The sequence below is a fragment of the Bacillus sp. L75 genome, assembly GCF_003676355.1.
Classification (GTDB): domain Bacteria; phylum Bacillota; class Bacilli; order Bacillales; family Bacillaceae; genus Bacillus; species Bacillus velezensis.
Map to the genome: position 1 here is coordinate 50,615 of NZ_ML064909.1, position 21,472 is coordinate 72,086.

General features: G+C 48.6%; 17 protein-coding genes, 1 pseudogene and 1 riboswitch. Of the genes and pseudogenes, 1 reads left to right on the forward strand and 17 read right to left on the reverse strand.

Going from position 1 to position 21,472, the window contains the following annotated elements:
* Positions 1-210: 210 nt before the first annotated feature.
* The 11 genes and pseudogenes from D5S11_RS20490 to lrpC form a co-directional block, all read right to left on the reverse strand.
* Positions 211-465: pseudogene (locus D5S11_RS20490) on the reverse strand (peptidoglycan-binding domain-containing protein); the annotation flags it as partial.
* Between the two features lie 407 nt (positions 466-872).
* Positions 873-2,594 (reverse strand): pyruvate oxidase, encoded by a 1,722-nt coding sequence (locus D5S11_RS14540; RefSeq protein WP_014416943.1) that lies wholly within the window; start codon positions 2,592-2,594, stop codon positions 873-875.
* Positions 2,595-2,651: 57 nt separating this feature from the next.
* On the reverse strand, positions 2,652-3,098 hold the full coding sequence (locus tag D5S11_RS14545) for an NUDIX hydrolase (RefSeq protein ID WP_007410188.1): 447 nt from the start codon (positions 3,096-3,098) through the stop codon (positions 2,652-2,654).
* Between the two features lie 53 nt (positions 3,099-3,151).
* Complete coding sequence (locus D5S11_RS14550) at positions 3,152-4,972, reverse strand: APC family permease (RefSeq protein ID WP_007410187.1); 1,821 nt, start codon at positions 4,970-4,972, stop codon at positions 3,152-3,154.
* Positions 4,973-5,128: 156 nt separating this feature from the next.
* Positions 5,129-5,275: riboswitch (cyclic di-AMP (ydaO/yuaA leader) on the reverse strand.
* Between the two features lie 134 nt (positions 5,276-5,409).
* Positions 5,410-7,515 (reverse strand): cellulose biosynthesis cyclic di-GMP-binding regulatory protein BcsB, encoded by a 2,106-nt coding sequence (locus tag D5S11_RS14555; protein ID WP_108725159.1) that lies wholly within the window; start codon positions 7,513-7,515, stop codon positions 5,410-5,412.
* Between the two features lie 5 nt (positions 7,516-7,520).
* On the reverse strand, positions 7,521-8,783 hold the full coding sequence (locus tag D5S11_RS14560) for a glycosyltransferase family 2 protein (RefSeq protein ID WP_015239174.1): 1,263 nt from the start codon (positions 8,781-8,783) through the stop codon (positions 7,521-7,523).
* On the reverse strand, positions 8,776-10,503 hold the full coding sequence (locus D5S11_RS14565; protein ID WP_108725160.1) for a DUF2334 domain-containing protein: 1,728 nt from the start codon (positions 10,501-10,503) through the stop codon (positions 8,776-8,778). The genes D5S11_RS14560 and D5S11_RS14565 overlap by 8 nt, the downstream gene beginning before the upstream one ends.
* The gene (locus D5S11_RS14570; RefSeq protein WP_012116834.1) at positions 10,493-11,341 is read right to left on the reverse strand and encodes a diguanylate cyclase domain-containing protein; all 849 of its coding nucleotides are present in this window, start codon (positions 11,339-11,341) and stop codon (positions 10,493-10,495) included. The genes D5S11_RS14565 and D5S11_RS14570 overlap by 11 nt, the downstream gene beginning before the upstream one ends.
* On the reverse strand, positions 11,322-12,407 hold the full coding sequence (locus D5S11_RS14575; protein WP_072588801.1) for a lipoprotein YdaJ: 1,086 nt from the start codon (positions 12,405-12,407) through the stop codon (positions 11,322-11,324). The genes D5S11_RS14570 and D5S11_RS14575 overlap by 20 nt, the downstream gene beginning before the upstream one ends.
* 233 nt (positions 12,408-12,640) lie before the next feature.
* Complete coding sequence (locus tag D5S11_RS14580) at positions 12,641-14,827, reverse strand: DNA topoisomerase III (RefSeq protein ID WP_003156261.1); 2,187 nt, start codon at positions 14,825-14,827, stop codon at positions 12,641-12,643.
* A 63-nt stretch (positions 14,828-14,890) separates the two neighbouring features.
* Positions 14,891-15,325, reverse strand: a complete 435-nt coding sequence (gene lrpC / locus D5S11_RS14585) for a transcriptional regulator LrpC (RefSeq protein WP_007410180.1) — start codon at positions 15,323-15,325, stop codon at positions 14,891-14,893.
* A 176-nt stretch (positions 15,326-15,501) separates the two neighbouring features.
* Here lrpC and D5S11_RS14590 point away from each other — a divergent pair, with 176 nt between their 5' ends.
* Positions 15,502-15,792, forward strand: coding sequence for a DUF3817 domain-containing protein (locus tag D5S11_RS14590; RefSeq protein ID WP_003156265.1), 291 nt, complete (start codon positions 15,502-15,504; stop codon positions 15,790-15,792).
* 37 nt (positions 15,793-15,829) lie between these two features.
* On the opposite strand, the gene D5S11_RS14595 is transcribed toward D5S11_RS14590, so the two are convergent.
* The 6 genes from D5S11_RS14595 to D5S11_RS14620 form a co-directional block, all read right to left on the reverse strand.
* A complete protein-coding gene (locus D5S11_RS14595; RefSeq protein ID WP_012116831.1) occupies positions 15,830-16,639 on the reverse strand; it encodes a lipid II flippase Amj in 810 nt (269 codons plus the stop codon).
* Positions 16,640-17,136: 497 nt separating this feature from the next.
* Positions 17,137-17,559 carry a pyridoxamine 5'-phosphate oxidase family protein gene (locus D5S11_RS14600; RefSeq protein WP_003156270.1) on the reverse strand — a complete coding sequence of 141 codons (423 nt, stop codon included), beginning with the start codon at positions 17,557-17,559 and terminating at the stop codon, positions 17,137-17,139.
* 6 nt (positions 17,560-17,565) lie between these two features.
* Positions 17,566-18,189, reverse strand: a complete 624-nt coding sequence (locus D5S11_RS14605) for a GNAT family N-acetyltransferase (RefSeq protein ID WP_007410309.1) — start codon at positions 18,187-18,189, stop codon at positions 17,566-17,568.
* Positions 18,190-18,276: 87 nt separating this feature from the next.
* A complete protein-coding gene (locus tag D5S11_RS14610) occupies positions 18,277-18,780 on the reverse strand; it encodes a D-lyxose/D-mannose family sugar isomerase (protein WP_039062631.1) in 504 nt (167 codons plus the stop codon).
* 12 nt (positions 18,781-18,792) lie between these two features.
* Complete coding sequence (locus D5S11_RS14615) at positions 18,793-19,653, reverse strand: SDR family oxidoreductase (RefSeq protein ID WP_032866911.1); 861 nt, start codon at positions 19,651-19,653, stop codon at positions 18,793-18,795.
* A 158-nt stretch (positions 19,654-19,811) separates the two neighbouring features.
* Entirely contained in the window at positions 19,812-21,326 is a 1,515-nt protein-coding gene (locus D5S11_RS14620; protein WP_032870788.1) for a class I adenylate-forming enzyme family protein, read from the reverse strand.
* Positions 21,327-21,472: the final 146 nt, after the last annotated feature.

Consider the following 21,472-nt stretch of genomic DNA (forward strand, 5'->3'; position numbering starts at 1 on the left):
TTTGGGTTTTGCACGATGTTTATCAGGCAATGTGTTGTTTCACTATTTCTTCGTAAGGTTACCCTTCAAATTTTATACAAATTTACAAGTATTTGAAATGCCTTCCAACAAACACATTCTACCATTGATGCGAACCACAATTCTATATACTTCTTTATTTTTATGAAATATATAGAATTGTGGTACAGCCCTATTAAAGGGCTGTTTCATTTATTTCAGAAGAGACAACATTTTTGCTTTCGTTTTCGGTCCGTAAATTCCATCAGCAGTTAACCCGTACATAGATTGGAATCGTTTGACTGCGTTTGCTGTTTTCGGACCGTAATAGCCATCTATTCCGTTGTTCTTTGCTCCTTTGTCCGGATAGTAATAAAGAGCCGCCAAAGCTGTCTGGATCTGTTTCACGGCCGTTCCCTTAGTTAAGGGGCTTGTCACTTTAAAAACGCCTGATGGCAGCGTGTAAGATGATTTTTTGCCTTTTGTTGGAGAGCTGGCCGAGTCCGTCTGCTTTAATACTTGGCCGACTTTGATAAAATTCGGGTCCTTGATACTGTTCAACCTTTGCAGGGTCGCCATGCTCACGCCAGTTTCCTGTGCAATGACAGAAAGAGTATCGCCTTTCTTGACGGTGTACGTCGCCCCGCCTGTCTTGGTTTCTGTTTTTGCTGATAAGGGCTGGGCGATGCGATGTGCGAACCACGTTTGTTATGAACTGTCCTGGTCCTTCATAAGTTTTTTGATCAGCCATCGCTCGCCAGCTGTGGCTTTTCACAATCTCCGTTTTCGTTTAGGACGGCTATATGCAAGCAAGCCGCCCAACAAAAAAATAAACAGGCATGCTGCCTGTTTATTTTTTTATAACCACCTGCTTCTTAAAACAGCCGTTTTAAGCTTTTCTTGAGTGACGGCATTTCGATTTTTTGGTTTTCAAAGAAGTTTTTCAGCATGTATTTGCTGAAGCCCTTCGCTTGACCGTAAGTGATTTTTCCCGGAAGCGGCGGCTCGTCGCCGATGACGGCGTCGATGACGACCGGCTCATTTGAGTTGAGCGCTTCATGAAAAGCGGGAGCCAATTCCTCGTGTTTCGTCACTTTGATCCCTTTTGCCCCGCAGCTTTCTGCAAAAGCGGCGTAATCCATATTTTGCAGCTGGGTGACGTAGTCAATGTTGCCTTTGACCCGCTGTTCATATTCAATCATGCCTAAATTTTCGTTGTTTAATATGACAACCGTAATCGGCAGTTTATATTTAACAGCTGTCGGCAGATCCTGCATCACCATTGAAAATCCGCCGTCTCCGCAAATGGCGATGGACTGCCGCTCAGGTTCGGCAAGGCTTGCGGCAATCGCTCCCGGAAGCCCGCATCCCATCGTGGCGAGCCAGCTTGAGACGATAAAGTCCTGCTTCTTCATTTTAAAATGGCGGGCCATCCACACCGTAACCGTTCCGACATCCACTGACAGGACGGCGTCCTCTGCGGCCGCATCCTGAAGCCGGGCAATGACCTGCTGCGGCTTGAGCGGATGAGTCGCTTCGGTTTCATCCTTTTCGATTTCCTTCCACCAATGCTTCATGTGCTCGGTGCAGGCGTCCAAAAATCTTCTGTCTTCTTTATATTCAATGTATTCCGTCAGCTCTTTCAGCCCCAGAGCCGCATCACTGACGATTCCCGCATTGACGGGATAGCGCTTGCCGATTTTCGCCGGATCCGAATCAAGCTGAATGGCGGGCGTATCATCCGGGAGATAATCCCTGTATGGGAACGATGTGCCGAGCATGATCAGCAGATCGCATTCCTCCATTGCTTCGTAGGCGGGCTTTGTGCCGATTTGCCCGAGATTCCCGAGAAAGTGGGGATGGCTGTCAGGCACGACGCCTTTTGCCGGAAGGGTAATGACAATCGGAGCGGCCGCTTTATCGGCGAATGCGAGCAGCTCCTCTTTTGCTGATTTTAACCCTTGGCCGGCGAGAATGACCGGTTTTTTTGCGTTGTTAATATATTGCGCGCATGTCACGAGATGTTCTTTTTTCGGCTCTATATCAGCTTTGAGGTATATCGGCGATGTGTAAACCGGCTCCCGTTTGATTTTTTGCGCGAATAAATCATCAGAAACAGTTAAAACGGCAACGCCTTTTTTGCTGTAAGCCGTGCGGATCGCCTGATTCAGAAGATCGGGCAGCGCTTCTGCCGTATGTACTTGCTGGTTGAATACCGCCACGTCCTCAAACATTTGCTCTAATTTGATTTCCTGAAAGCTGTCACGGCCGATTTCATCGGAAGCCACCTGTCCCGCAATCGCCAGCACCGGAACGCCGTCCGCTTTGGCGTCGTATAAACCGTTCAGCAGATGAACGGCCCCCGGTCCTGCGATTGAAAGGCAGACACCGATCTGGCCGGTCAGTTTTGCCTCAGCCGCGGCTGCCAGGGCTGCGACTTCTTCGTGCCGGGTTTGGATGAATGTCAGGTTATTCCGTTCATGTCTCAGTTCTTCGATAAATTCATTAATGCTGTCTCCGGGAATGCCGTATATATGACCGACTCCCCATTGTTCAAGCAGCTCCGTCATTACGTGTCCTGCTGTTTTACTTGGCATACTGCATCCTCCTTTTACCTGTATTCATCCCCTTTTTCATACAGGTTGAAACACGAGCTATACTCTCAGCTTTTTTCTTAGCAGATCAAGGATGGATAACAGATTTCGGTCTTTAAGGACTGCCTTTTGATTTGCCGCCCCATTGAGTCCGTCTTTTATTTGCCGTTTTCTGTTCGGCACCATGAACAGCGGCAGCCGGTTTGGGGAAAACCAGCGTAAAGCGGCGGTTTCCGGCCCGTTCATCAGCGGAGTTCCCCCATTAATGGCTCCGATGAATACATGTTGTGTATCTTCAAATGCCGGCCTTTCATACTCACCGGCTTTTTGCAGGATGGTCACGTTATAACCGGTTTCTTCGAAGGCCTCTCTGACGGCTGCGGCTTCAGATGTTTCACCTTCTTCAATCCTGCCCCCGGGCAAATCCCATAAGGGAATGTCTTTTCGTTTTACGAGCAATATGTCCCGCCCGTCATTTTGTATGATGACAAAAGCGCCTTGTGCCATGTCGTCCTCCTTTACAAAAAAGACCGCAGCATTTTAGCCTGCGGTCTTTGCCGTTACTTTTTAAAATGATACGGCAGGGTGGCGACGATGATGTCCTTCTTCCAAAACAGCCGGACGCGGAGCAAGAAGGCTGATTGGTTGTGAAGGATGGTCTGCCAGCGTTTTTTCGTAATGAATTGCGGAAACAGCACCATCACGGAGAACTGTTCTTTTTTCGCTTTCTGTTCGACCGTTTCCAAAAATTTATCAAACGGGTGAACCAGACTGCGGTATGAGGAATGCAGGGTGACGAGGCGGACACCGTTATGAAGCTCTTCCCAGCGCTTTTCCACCTTTTTTTCGTTTTCTCTGTCAAAGGAAACATGAACCGCAATGACCTGATCCGATAATGATTTCGCATACTGAATCGATTTTTGGACGACGGTGGTGACACCGGCGACAGGCACGATGACGACGGTTCCCCTGATTTCCTCAGGCTGCTGATCAACGACCCGCAGCTGTTCGCCGACCGCGGTGTAGTGATTTTTAATGACGAAAAACAGCATGACGACAGCAGGCATGAATAACAGCACCGGCCAGACAAGATTGAACTTCGTCGCGAATAAAATACACAGCACCATAAATGAAATGGCGGCGCCGCATGAGTTGATCAGCATTTTTACCGCCCAGCCCTTCGGCTTCTGCCTGATCCACTTGATGCACATTCCCGTCTGCGACAGCGTAAACGGAATGAACACGCCGACGGCATAAAGCGGAATTAAATGTTCCGTGCGGCCGCCGAATAAAAGAATGAGCAGGATGGACGCGATACCGAGAAAGATGATTCCGTTTGAAAATCCTAACCGGTCGCCTCGTACCGTAAACATTCTCGGCATATACTGATCGCGCGCTAAATTAAACGCCAGCTGCGGAAATGCGGAAAAGCCCGTATTCGCCGCAAGCACGAGAATCAATGATGTAACGCCTTGAATGAAATAATACACCGTATGGCGTCCGAAGGTTTCCGCGGCGATTTGCGAAATAACGGTCTCGTTAGGCTTCGGACCCGTGCCGTAGCCGTACGCCAGCACCGTAATCCCCGTAAATAAGATCGCCAGCAGAATCCCCATCATGGCCAAAGTGCGGGCCGCGTTTTTTGCCGGAGGATTTTTAAAGGCCGGGATCGCGTTTGAAATGGCTTCAACACCGGTCAGTGCCGAACAGCCCGAAGAAAAGGCCTTCAGCAATAAAAACAGCGTGATGCCCGCCACAGGTGTGCCGATCGGCGTGTGTTCGGCCGGATGAACCTGGCCCGTCATGAGTTTAAACAGCCCGACGACGATCAAAAGGACAAGCGCCGCCACAAACAGATAGACGGGATACGCCAAAATGGACGCCGACTCTGACAGTCCTCTCAAATTTAAAATCATAATCAGAATCACAAGCAAAACAGCAATGAGCAAATGATGCGGGTGCAAAGCCGGAAATGCCGATGTAATCGCGTCAGTTCCGGCAGAAATGCTTACCGCCACCGTCAGAATATAATCAACAAGCAATGAGCCGCCCGCAATCAGGCCCGGCTTCTCACCAAGGTTTTCTTTTGACACCATATAAGCGCCCCCGCCTTGCGGATAAGCGTAAATAATCTGTCTGTAGGACAGAATCAAAGCAAGCAGCAAAATGAGAACACCCGCTGCGATCGGAATGGAATACCAAAACGCGGCCGCGCTTACCGCAGCCAAAATGATCAGAATCTGTTCCGTTCCGTAAGCAACTGATGACAGCGCGTCTGAAGAAAGCATGGCGAGCGCCTTGAGTTTCGTGAGTTTCTGCTCTCCGGCAGCCTGTGATTTCAGCGGTTTCCCAATCAAAAATCTTTTGATTGAATGGTACATTTGTTGTCTTCCCCTTTTTTTCATTTTCCGTTTGATTTACAAACCCTTACTGCTATGATGTCTCCGAATGCTGATTGCATGCCATATTTCAGCACAGCAAAAAGACACAGAGGCAAACGGATGCCCCTGCGCCATAATCGTGCACAGGTTTCATTCATCTCCTCTCATGAACGCTTACGAGGTTAGCTGTCGGATTCGGGCTGATGAGAGTTGGCCCTACCTGAAAAAGGATTCACCCCAAGCGGCATCACGCGCCGCAAATTGGTTCCCCCGCTCTGATTACAGATTAAGCGATATAGATTATAAAAGAGATCATACTCCCGTCCCGTTCAGTTGTAAAGGGGCTTTTATGCTGTTTCAAAAATAAAAAAATCACCGCCAAAAATGGAAATAAAAATACAAAAAAAGAGGCCTGTTAACGGCCTCTTTTTCCTTCATTACTCTTCGCTTTTTTCATGATCCGCTTTTCTTTTTTTCCTTCTTGCCGTCAGCCAGATCAGACCGGCCGCAATGATCATAAGCGCCGCGAAAACAGCAATATACGTAACGTTCAGTGCTGCGGACCGGCTCTTCGTATCAGCCGCCGGACTGCTGTCATCGGACTTGATTTGCTGATGATTCGAAAACAGCTGCCGGCCGGCTGTTTCGTTAATGACGGTTGCGGCATCGCTTGTGCTGTCTAAAAAGCTGATCAGCTCTTTTGTGACAGACGCGCCGCTTCCTGATAACGGAGCAAAAACAGCGATGCTCCGGCCGGAGTCCCAAGGTGATTCCTGGGTAAACGCGACTTGTTTCGTCGTCTCATTCAGCATCTGAAACGAAGAAACATCGTACGCGCCGCTGCGGTCTGACGGCACGAGAAGCTTAGAGGCGTTTGACTTTAAAAGCGGGATTTGCGGCAGGCCTCCGATAAACACAACATTCCGGCCTTTGGCATCCGCTTCCTTCATGTCTGATGCCGTCTTTACGGTAAAGCCGTTTCCGAATGAATCCGCCACCAGAGAAAGCTCTTTCAGTGTCTGCATGTTTACGTCATCCGGGATGACGATCACTGTTTTCTCTTTCCCGCCGCCCGCAAACGGGAGCGGCCATTGCCCGAAATCAGCTTTCTGCGCCGCATCGCTTACCGGATACGTCAGCGTGCTGCTTTTATCAATATAGACCCATTTGTTTTCGTCACGGTCGATACACGGATTGTTATGTTTCAAACCTGATGTGACAAATTGCAGATCAATGTACCTGCTGCTTCGCAAAAGCTTCGGATCAATCGGGATGGAGACGTGGTAAAAGCCGTCTTTATCTTTATTGCCGAGATCATCAAGACGCACCGCATTCGGCTGTCCGTTGACCGTGACGTTCAGCTCCGCTCTCTCGGCGTCATTTGCTGAATCCGCCTTCGTCCGGATCGATTCCGACGTCTTTAATGTAAGTGAAAGCTTGACCTTACCGTCTTTATCAACAGCGGCCGCCGCAGGGTAAAAGAAGTGCTCTGACGCCGTTTTGTTTGATCCGACCGTTACATTTCCCGCGCCGAAGTCCTCTAGTGTCAGTTTATTGCCTGTCTTTTCCGCAGCGGGCTGAAGGCGGCCGATTGTCAAAGTATCTCCGCCCAGCTGGCTTGAATAAGCGCTGTCTGTGATGACGCGGATTTTATCCGCCAGCGTTTTGTCTGATTGCGCCGTGACAAACAGGACGGGCTGCCGTTTGTTCCCTGATGTCAGAACCCGTTCAGCGAGAAGAAGTTTGTTGTCTTCCGCTTTGATGTTCCCCCGTTCGAAAAGCTCGTTTATTTTCCCGTTCCAATGCTGATCAGCGCCGATGACAATTGACGGATTGCTGATTTTGCCGGCGTCGGATTCTTTTACATAAGATACCTTCAGCCTGCTGTCTGCCGTTTTCAGAAATGCTTCTGTTTTGACTGCGGCTTCAGCTTCCGCCGAGGTCGGTTTGTCAGGAAGGATAATATCGGTTTCTTCACCCGTATTGCCTGATTGGGCAAACGGATACGGGAAATGGCCGAGATCCGCTCCCTTTGACTTGCTTGCTTCTGAAAGCACAAGGCGGCTGTCCGGATAAATTTTTATCCAGTTGCCTGACGTATCCTGCCTGACGCAGACGCCCTCTTTTAATACGCCGTAAAATCGTAATGATACATTGTGATAGCCTTGGGCGGATTGGCTTTTGCTGAGATTGAGCTTCACCGTTTTCCGCTTGGAACTGCCGTCAAGCTTTATGGATTTGACGGGTTCATCATCAATGGCGATGGTTAAAGAAGACGGGGCAATTAATAAGTTTGACGCCTCGTAATCAATCAGAAGCGACTGATCCGCATTCGAAGCTCCCGCAGGAATCTGATAGGTCAGCTCTGCGCTGTCTTTCGCCCCGTACAGTGTCATCAGATCGCCAGTCAGCGCCTGCTGCTCTTTTGCGCCGGCGCTTGTTCCGAGGGCGGAACCGTCCGTTTTCAGTTCCCGGGCCGCGGCCGCCTGCCCGTTAGACATCAATAGCAAAAGGCCAGTTATCAATATGATCGCTTTTTTCAAAAAGGTCACCCGCTTTTATTTTGATTGTATCGCTCCGTTTTGTACCACTTGACTTCCTGCTTGAACAAGCGGTGCTTGATCTCTGTGAATAATGACCAGATGACGAGCACGATCCAAGCCTGGGAGTATGTAAAGTACATCAGAAATACGATAAAGAAGTTTTGTTTGTTCATTTCTGTTTTTTCAATGCTTAAAGTAATCATGACCTCAGTCATAAACAGGAAAAAGGCCAGTATCCACAAAATCATCGCCAAAAACCCGACTGCCAGATGCAGGTCGTAAAAAAGATTGATGATAAAAATCGTGTTTGACATGATCACACCGAAGAAAAACAAAAAATACGTAAAAAAGAAATAAAACAGATCGAAGATGATCCGCTTGCGTTTCAGCTTAAAAAATTGGGATAAAAACTTGAGAACAACGTATTGGTTGCCGCGCGCCCATCTTGTCCGCTGACGCCACCACACCTTCCATGTCTCAGGCTCCTGCTCCCATGTCACAGCCGCCGGGAAAAAGCGGATATGATAGCCGAGATTATACACGCGGATGGTCAGCTCGGTATCCTCCGCCAGCGCCTTATCATCCCAGCCGCCGAGCTGTTCGATAATGCTCCGCCTGATCGCGAAGTTCGTTCCCGGGATGGTGGCGATTTTGAACCATTTCCATCTGCCGCCCTGCGCCATCCACTGAAAGCAGATGGTTTCAATATTGATAAACTTCGTCAGGATCGTTTTGGCCGCGTTGATGACACGGAATTTCCCGACAACCGCTCCCGCTTTCTCATCATTCATCAGACCGAGAACCAGGTAGTACACCGCCATTTTTTCCGGCGTGTTGTCCGCATCATACACGCAGATCACGTCTCCGTTCGATTCCGCGAACCCTGAGTTCAGCGCCGAAGATTTTCCTTTTCCGGCGTTCGGGGGCTTTGTAATGACCATTTTAATGAAGTCATACTGACGGGAAAATTCATTGACGATGTCTCCCGTCCGGTCGGAGGAATTATCATTAACGACGATGATCTCAAGCCTGTCTTTCGGATAATACAGGTTCACCATCGCCTTCAGCGTCTGCCTGATGACGACCTCCTCATTATGCGCGGGAATGAGCACGCTGACCTTCGGGAGCTCCCCCATCTTTGCGCGCCATTTCGGAATGTTCCGTTCGTAGGTCATATAATGCCTGAATCCGCCCTGCATCAGAAACATGTGATAGAGAAGCATCACCCATATTAAACTTAATGAGATAAAAAACAGAATGTTACTCAAGGCTTCTTCTCTCCTTAAAGATTCGTTTTTTTAATGTGGCGCGCAAATAAAGAACGTAGCAGGCGAACATGATGATAAACAATAACACCACGCCGGAGAGAATCCAAAGCGCTTTTTCCAGAGGCGTCTGCTGATGGTGATTGAAAAAGGCCGTTATCGGATGAATCTTGTTTTCCACATGAATGGTTCCGTCTCCGTCCGTCTTGATCCTGACGCTGTCCGACGTTACCGTTTGCTTCGTTTTCTTCAGATCGAGCCACTCGCCGCCGGGAATCCGCTCCATCTGATTGACGAGCTCGGGGAGGTACTTCATGCCGAGATACGGATGGTAGAAACCGCCCGCCACTCCGCCGCCGAAATCAATCATCTGCGAAATATGATTCTCCATATCTCCGAGCGGATTTTCCTTTGAGTTATCGGCATAACCGATTGTTTCCGGGTACAGCGTCATCCCGTCCAGCATAGCCGGCTTTGAGACGAACGGAGGGGCGCCCGAGGTTTTCCACGTCGTGCCGCTGAGCTGCACTTGTCCGAAAATGCTGGAGAAATAAGAAGATGCGATTTTATAGCCTTCTTCAGACATCGTATAGTGCGGCGCTTCGAATGACAGCGGGTAAAGGCCGAGCTCTGTCAGATCGTCAATCGCCTGCTCCAGCTTCGTTCTCGTGTAGATGTTTTCTTTTTCACGGAAAGGCTTCACATACGCCCGGTACGCTTTTTCATTCGGAAAATCCTGTTCCTTTTCAAGCTTGATCGGAGTATCATCCGCATTTTCTGACGTGATCGGCTGATCCGCTTTGGCATCCCAAAATTCAAAGCCTTCTCCCGTTTCGCTGTATCGGTATGCGTGCGTGTAGCCGTGAATAATGATGCTGCCGCCCATTTGCTGAAGTTTTTTCAGGACGCTGACCATTTTCGGCTTGTCCGCCAAGTATACTTTTTCTCCGTTTTCCGGATTGAGATAGACCGGAATGACCGCCAGAATAAACGGAATGTGTCTTTTATGCAGGTAAGCGCCCGCTTCGTAAAGCAATGTTTCATCTGACATCGGACTGATGTCTTCAAGCCGTAAATAAAGGAGGGTGCCGCCCGCTGATTCTCCGAATGCGTTGCGCAGCGCTTTCGCCGTCAGAAACGAATCATTTAACAGGCTCGTCACACCGAAATAATAGTCAGAGCGCGCCGTTTTCCACATAAAAGGGCGGGTGCTGCCGTCACCGGACCGGTATGTATAAAGGGACTTTCCTTTTACTCCCGATACGCCGAGCACGGACATCCCTTTTTCAAGCGGCATGTCTGTTTTTTCTTCTTTGCCGTAAATGCGGTATACCGTTTCTTTCTCTGTCAGGGACAAACCCGCAAATTGGCGGAACTGTCCGGCGTTATAGCCGATGCTGATAAGCTGCTGCGGCATGCTGCTGATCAGAGACACGAATGATGTGCTGAGCTTTTTTTTCGTGACGCCGTAATAGATGACCCGCTGATTCTTTTTGAGGTCCGCGGCTGTGATGTCTCCGTCGCTTTTCACGGTGACGGCGGATGAGAAATGGCCCGCGGTCAGATCAAGCATTTTGACCTCAGCGGTTTCTTTGCCGTCCGTGCTTGTATAAATAATGAGAATGCCGTCCTTTTTGTCTTTTGCTTCCGCCGTAAGGGGAACATAAACCGACGAAATCATGAAGAGCGCCGAGAGTAAGAGACGTATCCATTTAGAGTTCATTCATCATCATCTCGTTTTCCAGTTCATTTAAAAATTGCTCGGCCGTTTGTAAATCCTTTCGGTACGCCAAGTAACATACACGGAAGGTGATGGAGACGTATTTACCGTTTTGCAGCCGGTACGTATCCAATTCCTTTTTCAGCTTCGCCAGAACGGCCGGCATGTGTTCTTCTGGCGTATGGGTCAGCACGATGCCGAACCGTTCGGCGGACGGCCTGAATTTTTTGTCTGTTTCCCGAACGCTTGACCGGATTTGGCGGCTGATAAATGCCAGCAGGCGGTCGGTCTCTTTTTCTCCGTAGAGGGATTTGAATTCCTTGAAATAATGCATGTGCAGCAGCAAAAAGACGAAGGAATTGCCGTAGCGTTCCGCCCGCTTGATCTCCTCAGAAAGCTCCAGCTTCATCCGCAGATGGTTGTCAAAGCCGGTCACCCTGTCGACGGCGACAAAGCTCGTAATCTCTTCACGCAGCTGTTTCACTGAGCGCTCAAGCCCCTTCGCCAACTCGTGAATCCTTCCCGCTATGTAAGAAAAGAGCAGCAGCGCAATCCCCCAAATGACCAGCACCTGCAGACTTTCGGCAACGGCAGACGCCATAAAGCTCCCGGTCTGAAACCACAGGAGCAGGCTGCCGAGAACAAATAAGACGAGTAAGGTGATGACGAGCGCGTAGATTGCCCCGAACCATATGCCGGCTCCCGTGACAAGCAATGTGATGCAGGTTATCAAAAGCCCTGCGGATTGCTGAGACGCATAGTAAATAAAAAAAGACAGCAGCACCAGCATAACTGCTGTGTAGCTGCACAGTTTTTGTGATTCATTGAATGATATTTTCATTAAACAATTTCCTTTCAGCCAGAAGCGGCAGCAGGTTATCGAAAGAATGTGTATCGCCCCCGCTCATATAGCCGCCGTAATCAGGTTTCAGCGTGTCCAGTGTTTCAAATGAAGTCATTCTTTCATAAAGCGGCTTGATGACAGCCGGATCAGCTTTTTGTTCTGCTAAAAAAAGAACGGCCAGGGCGTAAACGGACGGTGATTCGTATTGAACCGCCGGCTCCTTCGTGTCTGCGCTGTATCGTCCGTACAGCTGTCCGCGCGTCTTAAATTCCTTTATCATCCATTTCGACAGCACAGCGGCTTTGCCATCGCCCCGCTTCAGATTCACGGCGGCGTACAGCTGGTCGATGACATTGACTTCGCTGTCATATTTGTATTCCTTAGTTTCGGTATTGAACGATTTCGGCAAAAAACCATTTTTCAGGGGCGCAAGATTGAGAACATCGAGGTTCCGGTTTTCCGTTTTCTCCTCGATAATCCCCTTTTCTCTGAGCATCTGTAAGGCGCCGGGATCGACATAGGACAACGTCACGGTCTTTGACGCGGCATTTGAAGCGGCATCATAATAATCCGTAAAATACCCGTCATTCGTATTGTATTTTTCCAGCGCCTTCCCGATCTGCACCGCTGTTTTCCCGTATTCACTGTTTCCCCATAGGGTTCCGGCCTCATTCAGACAGTTCATGATTCTGAAATCGTCAATTAAGGCATTGGTGCCGCTCGCTTTATTCCCGTCAATCTTCCACGACACGAGCTCATTTTTCGTCAGAAACGAATCGGTGAGAAGCTGATATTGCGCTTGAAACTGCCGTTCATCTTTCCTGTTCAGCAAAAATGCCATCCATAGTCCGAGAGACTCTGATAAATATTCCGGCTCACCGGTTATGTTCGTCCGGATCATCCCCCGCCCGTTCATCAATTTATGATAAATAAAATGCTCTGCGGGCTGAAGCGGCCCGGACGGTTCGGCCGCCGCCTGTTTTTCAGTGCCGGCCTCCGCGCACCCCGCCGTCAGAACGATCGAAATCAAAAGGATCATCAGACGAAAAACGAATTGCTTCACAGTCCATCCTCCTATTTTATAAATCCTTTTTTAGACCCGTATCTTATTTTTTCACAAAGTATTTTTACTATATAGGAAACGATAAAAGAATACTAGCATTTTTTCACATTGGGAAATTTTAAATGGGAGCGCCGTCTGCTCACCTTTTCCCTCTTCGTCTGGATCGTATTCCCATTACAGTTAAAAACACAACAAAAGGCAGCATTTCTTTACAAATGCTGCCTTTCTCTGATCTATTTATCCAGGCCGAGTTTTTTCAGCTGTTCTGCCAGCGCGTTGTTCATCGGCTCCTCTTTGTTTTGGCTTTTCATATAAGAGTTGATGTCCCGCTTGGATGCGCGTCCGGATTTATCTTTCGCCTTGCGCTTTTCAAAGACGGACAGTTTCTCCCGGTGGCCGCATACACATGCGAAGGTTTGGCCTTCGCCCTGGCCGCGAAGCTCCATTTTCTTATGACAGTTCGGACAGCGGGCGTTTGTTTTTCTTGCCAGCGTTTTCCGGCTGCCGCACTCACGATCCTGACATACGAGCATCGTGCCGCGTTTGCCGTTGACTTTAAGCATCATTTTGCCGCAATCAGGGCAGGCGGTGCCTGAAATGTTGTCATGTCTGAAAGTCTGGCTGCTGTTTTTTATTTCCTTCACCGTTTTGCCCGCATATGTTTTCATGTCTTTAATGAAGACGGCGGATTTCAGTTTGCCCGCTGCGATGGCGGAGAGCTTTTGCTCCCACTCAGCGGTTAATGCCGGTGATTTTAAATCTTCCGGGACGAGCTGTAAGAGCTGCTTCCCTTTTGACGTAATGAAAATATCTTTTTCTTTTTTCTCGATCAAGAAACTGTTGAACAGTTTTTCAATGATATCAGCGCGGGTGGCGACTGTTCCGAGTCCGCCGGTTTCACCCAATGTTTTCACAAGGTTCTTCTCTTCTCCCTGCATAAAGGCGCTTGGGTTCTCCATCGCGGATAACAGCGTGCCTTCATTAAAGCGCGCCGGCGGTTTCGTCTGTCCGCTCGTTTCTTTCAATGATGAGACAGTGAGGCGCTGACCCTGCTGAAGATCCGGGAGCGTCTGGTCTTTGTCTTCCTCATGATCGTCGTCATCCTCGTACATATCATACACGGCTTTCCAGCCAGGCGATTGAACCGTTTTCCCTTTTGCGGTAAATGTTTCGCCGCCGATATCGGCTGTGACCTTTGTTTCTTCGTATTCGAACGCCGGCATTAACACGGCGAGAAAACGTTTGGCAATCAGGTCGTAAAGCTTTCGTTCTTTGTCGCTGAGGCTTGAAAGGATCAGCGGCTCCTCTGTCGGAATGATGGCATGGTGATCCGATACTTTCGCATCATTGACGAATCCTTTATGCGCTTTGACGCCCCGCTTCAGTATTTGATTGACGTACTGTGCGTACGGCTTAACTTCCATGCCGTTTAAACGGTCTTTTAAAGTCGGCACGATGTCTGCGGAAAGGAATCTGGAATCCGTCCGCGGGTAAGTGACAAGCTTATGCTGTTCATACAGCTTTTGAAGCACGGACAGCGTCTCTTTTGCGGAGAAACCGAAGCGCTTATGAGCGTCCCGCTGCAATTCCGTCAAGTCATAAAGACCGGGAGCGAAGCTTTTCTTCGCCGTTTTTTTCAATTCTGAAATGACCGCCGGCTTTCCTTGGAGATCTTTTGCCAAACGGCCGGTCACCGTCTGATCGAATGTTCTTGTCTGCTTTGTTTTTTTATCCTGCCATGTCAGCGTCATCTGATCAGCCGCCGCACGGAGACCGTAATAAGGAACGGGTTTGAACGCCTGAATGTCCGCTTCACGCTTGGCGATCATCGCCAATGTCGGAGTCTGGACGCGTCCGCATGACAGCTGCGCGTTAAATTTCGTCGTCAGGGCGCGGGTCGCGTTGATGCCGACGATCCAATCCGCTTCCGCTCTGGCAACGGCGGAATGATACAGGTTTTCGTACTCTTTGCCGCTGCGGAGCTTCTGGAATCCTTCTTTAATCGCCTTATCCGTCACAGAGGAAATCCACAGCCGCTTAATCGGTTTGCGGACGTTTGCCTTTTCGATAATCCAGCGGGCCACAAGCTCCCCTTCCCGTCCTGCGTCTGTAGCGATTACGATCTGGCTGACGTCTTTTCGGACAAGCTGAGCTTTGACCGCATTGAACTGTTTTCCTGTTTTTTTAATGACGACGAGCTTCAAAGGCTCCGGAATAATCGGCAGATCCTCAAGCCGCCATGATTGAAATTCTTTGCCGTATCCTTCAGGGTCAGCGAGCGTTACCAGATGCCCGAGCGCCCATGTGACGATGTAGCGGTCGCCTTCAAGATATCCGTTTCCTTTTTTATGACACTTCAGAACGCGGGCCAAGTCCCGGCCGACTGAAGGTTTTTCAGCTAATACAACTGTTTTTGACATGCTTTTCACTTCTCTTTCTTTCACAATCATCCTGTTATTATAACAGACTTCCTCACGCTCTCTCTAATCGAGGACGTTTTTTGTGTCAATTTCTGAGAAAATGACATGGGTCACGGTTTGGGCATACGGAGAGGTGCGGTTGATGAAGTGTTCGATCGTTTCCAGGCTGTCCGCGTTCATCTTCAGCATATAACACGCCGCCCCGGCGACCCGAAAACAAAATTCAATGTTGGGAATGGATTGAATGTAGGTTTTAAATTGATCGTATTTTCCGTTTTTCACCGTCGCTTCGACAATGCAGGAAACAGGAAGCCCGATCTTTTTTTGATCAATGTCCAATGTATAGCGCTTAATGACGCCGAAGGATTCAAGCTGTCTGACACGCTCTGTGACGGACGGAGCTGACAATTTGATTTTTCTGCCCAGTTCCCGCATGGACAGGCGGCTGTCCCGCTGCAGCTCTTTAATGATGCTCAGATCAACATTATCTAGTTTCATGACTGTAGTCCTTCCTTACCCTTTTGGCTATATTATCAAGAGAAATCCGAAAAATGACAAGAACAACAGGCTGAAATCATGAAGGTTTTTTCAGGAACAGACGCGAAATGGTCATATTAGGACTGCCCTTTGCTTATAGTATAGAGGAAAAAAGATGTCCGACAGGAGGGAGCTGTATGTTACACACGCCGATCGGCAGACTTCGCACGATGGGGTTTATTGAAGGAATGTCGCTTTTGGTGCTGCTGTTTATCGCGATGCCGCTGAAGTATTGGGCTCATCATCCGCTCGCCGTCACCATTGCCGGTTCCATTCACGGCGGTTTGTTTATCATTTATCTGGCGGTGCTGGCGTATGCGGCGTTTACTGTCAAATGGCATGTGAAATGGTCAGCCGCCGGTTTTATCGCGGCCTTTATTCCGTTCGGTAATTTTATTTATGATCGCGGCCTGAGAAATTATCAATAAAAAAGCTCCTCTTCTGCAGAGGAGCTTTTTTCATGCGTTACATCCATTTCGTCACCCAGGCGATATAATAAGCGCCGGGGATGAATACGAGCTGGGCGAGAAGCGTGCCCGCCACCCTTGATGTGACCATCGTCAATGATGTCCATTTTAAGGAGACGTAGCTGCGCTTGCCCTTCGCCACATCGTCTGCCAGTACGGATACTTTCGGGTCAACAAACACAGCCAGCAGCATAGTCGCAACTCCGTTGATTAAGCCTGATGCCATCACGGCGGTCGTGCTGTGCTCAGGCGCCAGAAGGCCGGCGTACAGAGCGGACAGAACGCCGATCGTGTAAATAGACGTAATGACCATATTAATGACAAACAAGCGTTTCGGAATCATTCGGAATTGAAGCCCTTTTAAATAGGAGACTGACGGCAGTCTGATATAAGAACGCGCATGCTTCAGCCCGTTCAGTGAAAATCCTTTTTTAAATACCTGCATGACGGAGCCTCCTCCGTCCGCCAAGTGTATAATCGCCCTGGAGAATAACGCGACGAATGTCGGCAAAAGACAGATGCCGAGCATCGTTCCGACCGTGGAGCCGAATATTAAAAATCGAAACTGGGCGCCCACAAGAGACAGGGCGTTTGATCCGGCGGCATCAATCAGATGTCCGGTAAACGGCTGCTGAACCATGTTTGACATGCGAGACACGATGACCATGACATTAAATAATGACAGCGCGGACGCGATAAAACCGACTCTCGCGCCGGAAAGCCGTGTTGCATAGGCAAGCGTTTCAATCGAATGTATCAGCAACAGAAAACAGAAGATAAACAGTACTTGTGAAGTAATAACGTGCAATGTATGATTCCTCCAAATCTTTTCTACTGATTAGACTCTGCAGACTGCGGCGAGGTTTCGGCCGTTTACATAAAAAAACCGCCCGGATGTCCGGCGCGGTTTTGTCTTATTCTTTTCTTACGCAAATAAATAATATATGGTTGCCCGCCTTAGCCCGCGGGTGATTCGTATTAACAGTTCCGACAGAATCATTCTTCGAAAGTAAACACCATGGAAGTTCTTGAACACAAGACAACGAAAGCCCTACCTCTCAATCGTCACTGCGGCTCCGAAGCCGCGCCGGTGTGAATTGTAAAACAAAAAGTCTTTTTTCCATCTCTTCGTTAGGGGCGAATGTCAGAAGGAAAAGAATAAGCTCAGCTTTTTTTCAAGCTGTCCGTTGAAGCCTGAAGCTTCTATATCAAAACAGAAAAAAGAAGTTTACTTTCTTTTTTATTTGCATGTTGTCACTTAGCAATTAAGTATAACAGATTGCCCCTGAATAATCAAATGATTTATTAAAGTTCCAGCTCGGCCGGCGTTTTTTCACCCGCGTTCATGAGCTTGATCTGCTTCGGTTCAATTTCAAGAATCACCAGGTTCGGATCGTCTTTTCCGTCAAACCAGCGTTCCAGTTTCGGATCCCACAGCTTTTCTTTTAAATCGGCTGAGTTGTTCAGTTTGGCGGTTCCGGCCACTTCCACATAAGCGTCTCCGAATCCTTCACAGTCATACCCTAACAGAATATGAACATTCGGATTGTTTTCAATTTCTTCCGCTTTATGAGTGTCTTTGCTCGTCGGCGTGTAAATCGTTAAGCCGTCATGGAAAAATGTCATGTAGCGTGAATGCGGTTTGCCTTGCTCTACCGTCGCAAGCGAACCGACTTTATGATGATCCAGTACTTCAAGCACTTTTTCTTTGATTTCATTTTGATTCATGAAGAATCACTCCTTTTTAACGTCTCCGCTTTTACTTTTCCACATTGGGGAGACATTTAAACCAAGAAATGTGCTCTTCTGCCGATCTTCGCTCCATTCCCGCTTCAGCATGCTGTAGTTCACCGTGTCATGATAGGCGCCCTGTACGAAAATGCCTTCTCTCGTCAGTCCTTCTTTCTGAAACCCGAGCCGCTCCGCCACCGCCCTGCTTTTCGTGTTTTTTTCAGCCGCGCTGATCATAATGCGGTTCAGCCCGAGATCCTGAAATGCATGGGTGATGACCGCCCGGCAGCTTGCGGTGATAATGCCGAATCCTTCATGCTCTCGATCCAGCCAGTAGCCGATCTCTGCTTTTTGATTGGCTGGATCGACATTATGGATGCTGATCATGCCGCAAAACCGGCCCTTCACAAAAATTCCGGCGTCAAACCCATTCTCTTCCGCGTATTTATAGCGCCATTCGGGGATGATCACATCGCGGTACGTATCGATATCAGCCAGTTCTTCCGCCCAGCTGAGCCATTCGCTGAGATGGTTTTGATTTCGCTTCATAACAGAATACAATTCGTCCGTATCTTCTTTGGCAAGCAATCTGATCGTCAGATGTTCCCGGATTTGACAGGAAAACACGATCACACCTTCTTTCCTTTATTAGCCATTATACAGGTAAATTCATTTTTTTCCATACAAAAAAAGATGAGGCGTGCAGCCTCATCCTTAAATGCGCGGGTCGGTGAAAACATCGTGATCATCCGTGCTTGTCGATGACATTTCCGTGACGACCGCCCCTTCTTCTCCCGCTTGAAACCAATGCTTCGTATCCGGCGGAATGGTGTATTGTCCGCCCGGCTCAAGCACAATCTCATGCCAGACGGTGTAGTATTCCTTGTCTTCTTCCGGCGGGAGGACGCTTGGGTTCTCTGTCTTTTCGCCTTCCACGTAGAGATACACCTTCCCCCAGCGGCAGCGGAATGTCTCTTGTTTTCCCTTCTCGCCGCCGACCGGCGGATGGCGGTGTTCCGGACACGTCTGCCGCGGGAAGAGCACCAATTCTTTCGAACAGTAGCGGTCGGTATTCACGTAAATAAACAGCTGAAGCCCGGTTTCCTCAAGCTTGCCTAAGCCGTAATCCATGATTTGAATGTCTTCGACTTCATTATCAGTCAGAACGATTCCCGCTTTTTGATAGTATGCATTCACATCATGTTTCGATATCGTCATGCTTCAGCCCCCTTATGTGGTTACAAATTTGCCGCCGTTGACATGCAGCGTCTGTCCAGTCATATAAGATGATTCGTCTGAGGCCAAGAGAACATAGCAGCCGACATGTTCAACAGGCTGGCCTGCCCGGCCCATCGGCGTAGTCTGACCGAAGGAAGCGACTGTTTCTTCTGAGAATGTCGCCGGAATAAGCGGTGTCCAGATCGGCCCCGGCGCCACGGCGTTGACACGGATACCGTCGTTGACGAGCGCTTGCGCCATGGATCTCGTAAAACCGTTAATCGCGCCTTTCGTAGCCGTGTAGTCAATCAGCTGCGGATTGCCTGTGTAAGGATTAATGGATGTCGTATTGATGATCGCGCTGCCCGGCTTCATGTAATCAATCGCTTTTTTAGTCAAATAAAATTGTGAGTAAAAGTTTGTTTTAAAAGTTCTGTGAAGCTGCTCGCTTGTGATGTCTTTAATGCTTTCTTTCGGATGCTGTTCCGCGGCGTTATTCACGAGAATATCAAGACGCCCGAATTCTTCAACCGTTTTTTCAACCGCTTCATTGCAAAAGTCTTCCTCACCGACATCGCCGGGGATTAACAGACATTTTACGCCTTCTTCTTCCACTCGTTTTTTTGTATCTTCCGCATCACCGTGTTCATCAAAATAGACGATCGCGACATTTGCGCCTTCCTTCGCGTAAGCAACCGCTACGGCGCGTCCGATACCGCTGTCGCCCCCTGTGATAAGTGCGGTTTTCCCTTTTAATTTATCAGCGCCTTTATATTCTTTGTATTCATAAACAGGCGTCGGATTCATTTCGTTCTCAATGCCCGGCTGGCGGTTTTGTGATTCCGCTGGGAATTCCTTCGGATAGTTTTCCATGTCAAGTTCCTCCTTCTTGTTCGATCTCATATTTCTTGTCTACCTCGGCAGTTCTCCGGATAAACATGATTGAGACAGTTCAAAACGTTTTCGGAGAAAAATGTTTCACATGGAACGCAAGAAAAAAACCCGGCTGGCAGCCGGGTTTTTGTTTTCAATTATGAACGTACCGCTTGTTTGCGGAGCACGTCTTTTCTCACTTTTCCAAGGTTGTTTTTCGGAAGTTCGCTGACGAACTCAATTTCCGGAATTTTAAAGGCGGCAAGACGTTCTTGAAGGAATCGGGTCACTTCTTCTTCTGTCAGGTCTTCTCTGCCGTTTGTCACGATGAACGCTTTCGGCTTTTCACCGTAAAGCGGATCAGGGATACCGACAACCGCCGTTTCGAGAATGCCCGGCACTTGCTGAATGACCTCTTCAATCTGGTCGGGATAAATATTGTCGCCGCCGTAGATGATGACATCTTTATAACGTCCGGTGATAAAGATAAATCCGTCTTCATCCACATATCCGGAATCGCCGGTATGGAACCAGCCGTCTTTCAGCACTTTTCGTGTCGCTTCTTCGTTACCTTCGTAGCCTTTGAATAAAAACGGACTTGTCACAACGACTTCTCCGATTGAGCCTTGCGGAAGGACTTCACCTGTTTCCGGATCTACAACGCGGACATCCACTTCTTCCATCGGTTTACCCGCGGAAGCGGCTTTATCCATTCCCATTTGCGGATTCCAAGAGCTGATGCCCCACGCTTCCGTGCTTCCGTATCCGTGCATGAGCGGAATACCGATGTCGAGATACTGCTGGATCAGGCTGCTTGGCACCTTTGTGCCTCCCGTCATCATATAAACGATAGAAGACATGTCAGTCTGGTGCGTTTCCCATGCTTTCAGCAGGTATGTGAAATAGACTGGCAGCGCCATGATGGTTTGAATTTTTTCTTTTTCGATGAGCTTCAGGTTTTCCACAGGGTCCTGATTGTCTGTCATAATGAATGTCGTTCCGCTCATCGTGCCGACCATCTGGCAGATAATCGCGCTCGTATGGTAATTCGGATGGCATGCTAAGAAGCGGACATGCTGCATTCTCCCCGTGTATGCCAATGTCGCGTTGACGTAGTTGTATATGCCGCCGTGAGTGATCATGCAGCGTTTCGGATTGCCGGTTGTACCTGAGGTAAACATCAGCAATGCCGTATCGTTTTCAGACACCGTTTCGACATCCGGTGTCTCACCGGAGCCTGTCAATAAAGCGTCAAACTGAGGCGTTGTCTCCGCAGCTGTTCCGGTCTCGACCTTCAGTTTAAGAGAAGATACCAGCGCAGGAAGCACTTCTTCCATAATCTCTTTAAATTCAGTGCTGTAAAAAACAGCTTTCGGTTCACAGGCTGCTAAAATGCCTTTCATTTCGTAAGGTGTTAATTGCCAGCTGACCGGCACAACTACCGCGCCGATTTCGAGTGCCGCAAACATGACAATGGATGCCGCGTGGCCGTTTTTGCAAAGCATCGCCACTCTGTCGCCTTTTTTTATTCCTTTATCAAGAAGCGCTTGTGCAAGCTGGTTGATTCGTTTTCGATATTCAGCGTAGGTCAGGGTATGCGCACCGCTTTTTACAGCTTCAATCTCTTCGCTATTTGAAATGTCATGCAGAATCAGATGCTGTAATGTCTCCATATTTTCATCTCCCATAATGATAAATCACAAAAAAACTCTGTCAGATTTTCTTTCTCACGCAACCCATTTTAAACCAAAAAATATAACTTGTAAAACTATTTTGTTTTAGAACTATTCCATCAGTGAATGATACAATAGTCCCGTGT

What these genes read in the sequence shown, in the direction of transcription:
- D5S11_RS14540 (WP_014416943.1), bottom strand. Translation starts at nt 2,594, where the DNA reads ATGCCAAGTAAAACAGCAGGACACGTAATGACGGAGCTGCTTGAACAA.
- D5S11_RS14545 (WP_007410188.1), bottom strand. Translation starts at nt 3,098, where the DNA reads ATGGCACAAGGCGCTTTTGTCATCATACAAAATGACGGGCGGGACATA.
- D5S11_RS14550 (WP_007410187.1), bottom strand. Translation starts at nt 4,972, where the DNA reads ATGTACCATTCAATCAAAAGATTTTTGATTGGGAAACCGCTGAAATCA.
- D5S11_RS14565 (WP_108725160.1), bottom strand. Translation starts at nt 10,503, where the DNA reads ATGAACTCTAAATGGATACGTCTCTTACTCTCGGCGCTCTTCATGATT.
- D5S11_RS14570 (WP_012116834.1), bottom strand. Translation starts at nt 11,341, where the DNA reads ATGAAAATATCATTCAATGAATCACAAAAACTGTGCAGCTACACAGCA.
- D5S11_RS14580 (WP_003156261.1), bottom strand. Translation starts at nt 14,827, where the DNA reads ATGTCAAAAACAGTTGTATTAGCTGAAAAACCTTCAGTCGGCCGGGAC.
- lrpC (WP_007410180.1), bottom strand. Translation starts at nt 15,325, where the DNA reads ATGAAACTAGATAATGTTGATCTGAGCATCATTAAAGAGCTGCAGCGG.
- D5S11_RS14590 (WP_003156265.1), top strand. Translation starts at nt 15,502, where the DNA reads ATGTTACACACGCCGATCGGCAGACTTCGCACGATGGGGTTTATTGAA.
- D5S11_RS14600 (WP_003156270.1), bottom strand. Translation starts at nt 17,559, where the DNA reads ATGAATCAAAATGAAATCAAAGAAAAAGTGCTTGAAGTACTGGATCAT.
- D5S11_RS14610 (WP_039062631.1), bottom strand. Translation starts at nt 18,780, where the DNA reads ATGACGATATCGAAACATGATGTGAATGCATACTATCAAAAAGCGGGA.
- D5S11_RS14615 (WP_032866911.1), bottom strand. Translation starts at nt 19,653, where the DNA reads ATGGAAAACTATCCGAAGGAATTCCCAGCGGAATCACAAAACCGCCAG.
- D5S11_RS14620 (WP_032870788.1), bottom strand. Translation starts at nt 21,326, where the DNA reads ATGGAGACATTACAGCATCTGATTCTGCATGACATTTCAAATAGCGAA.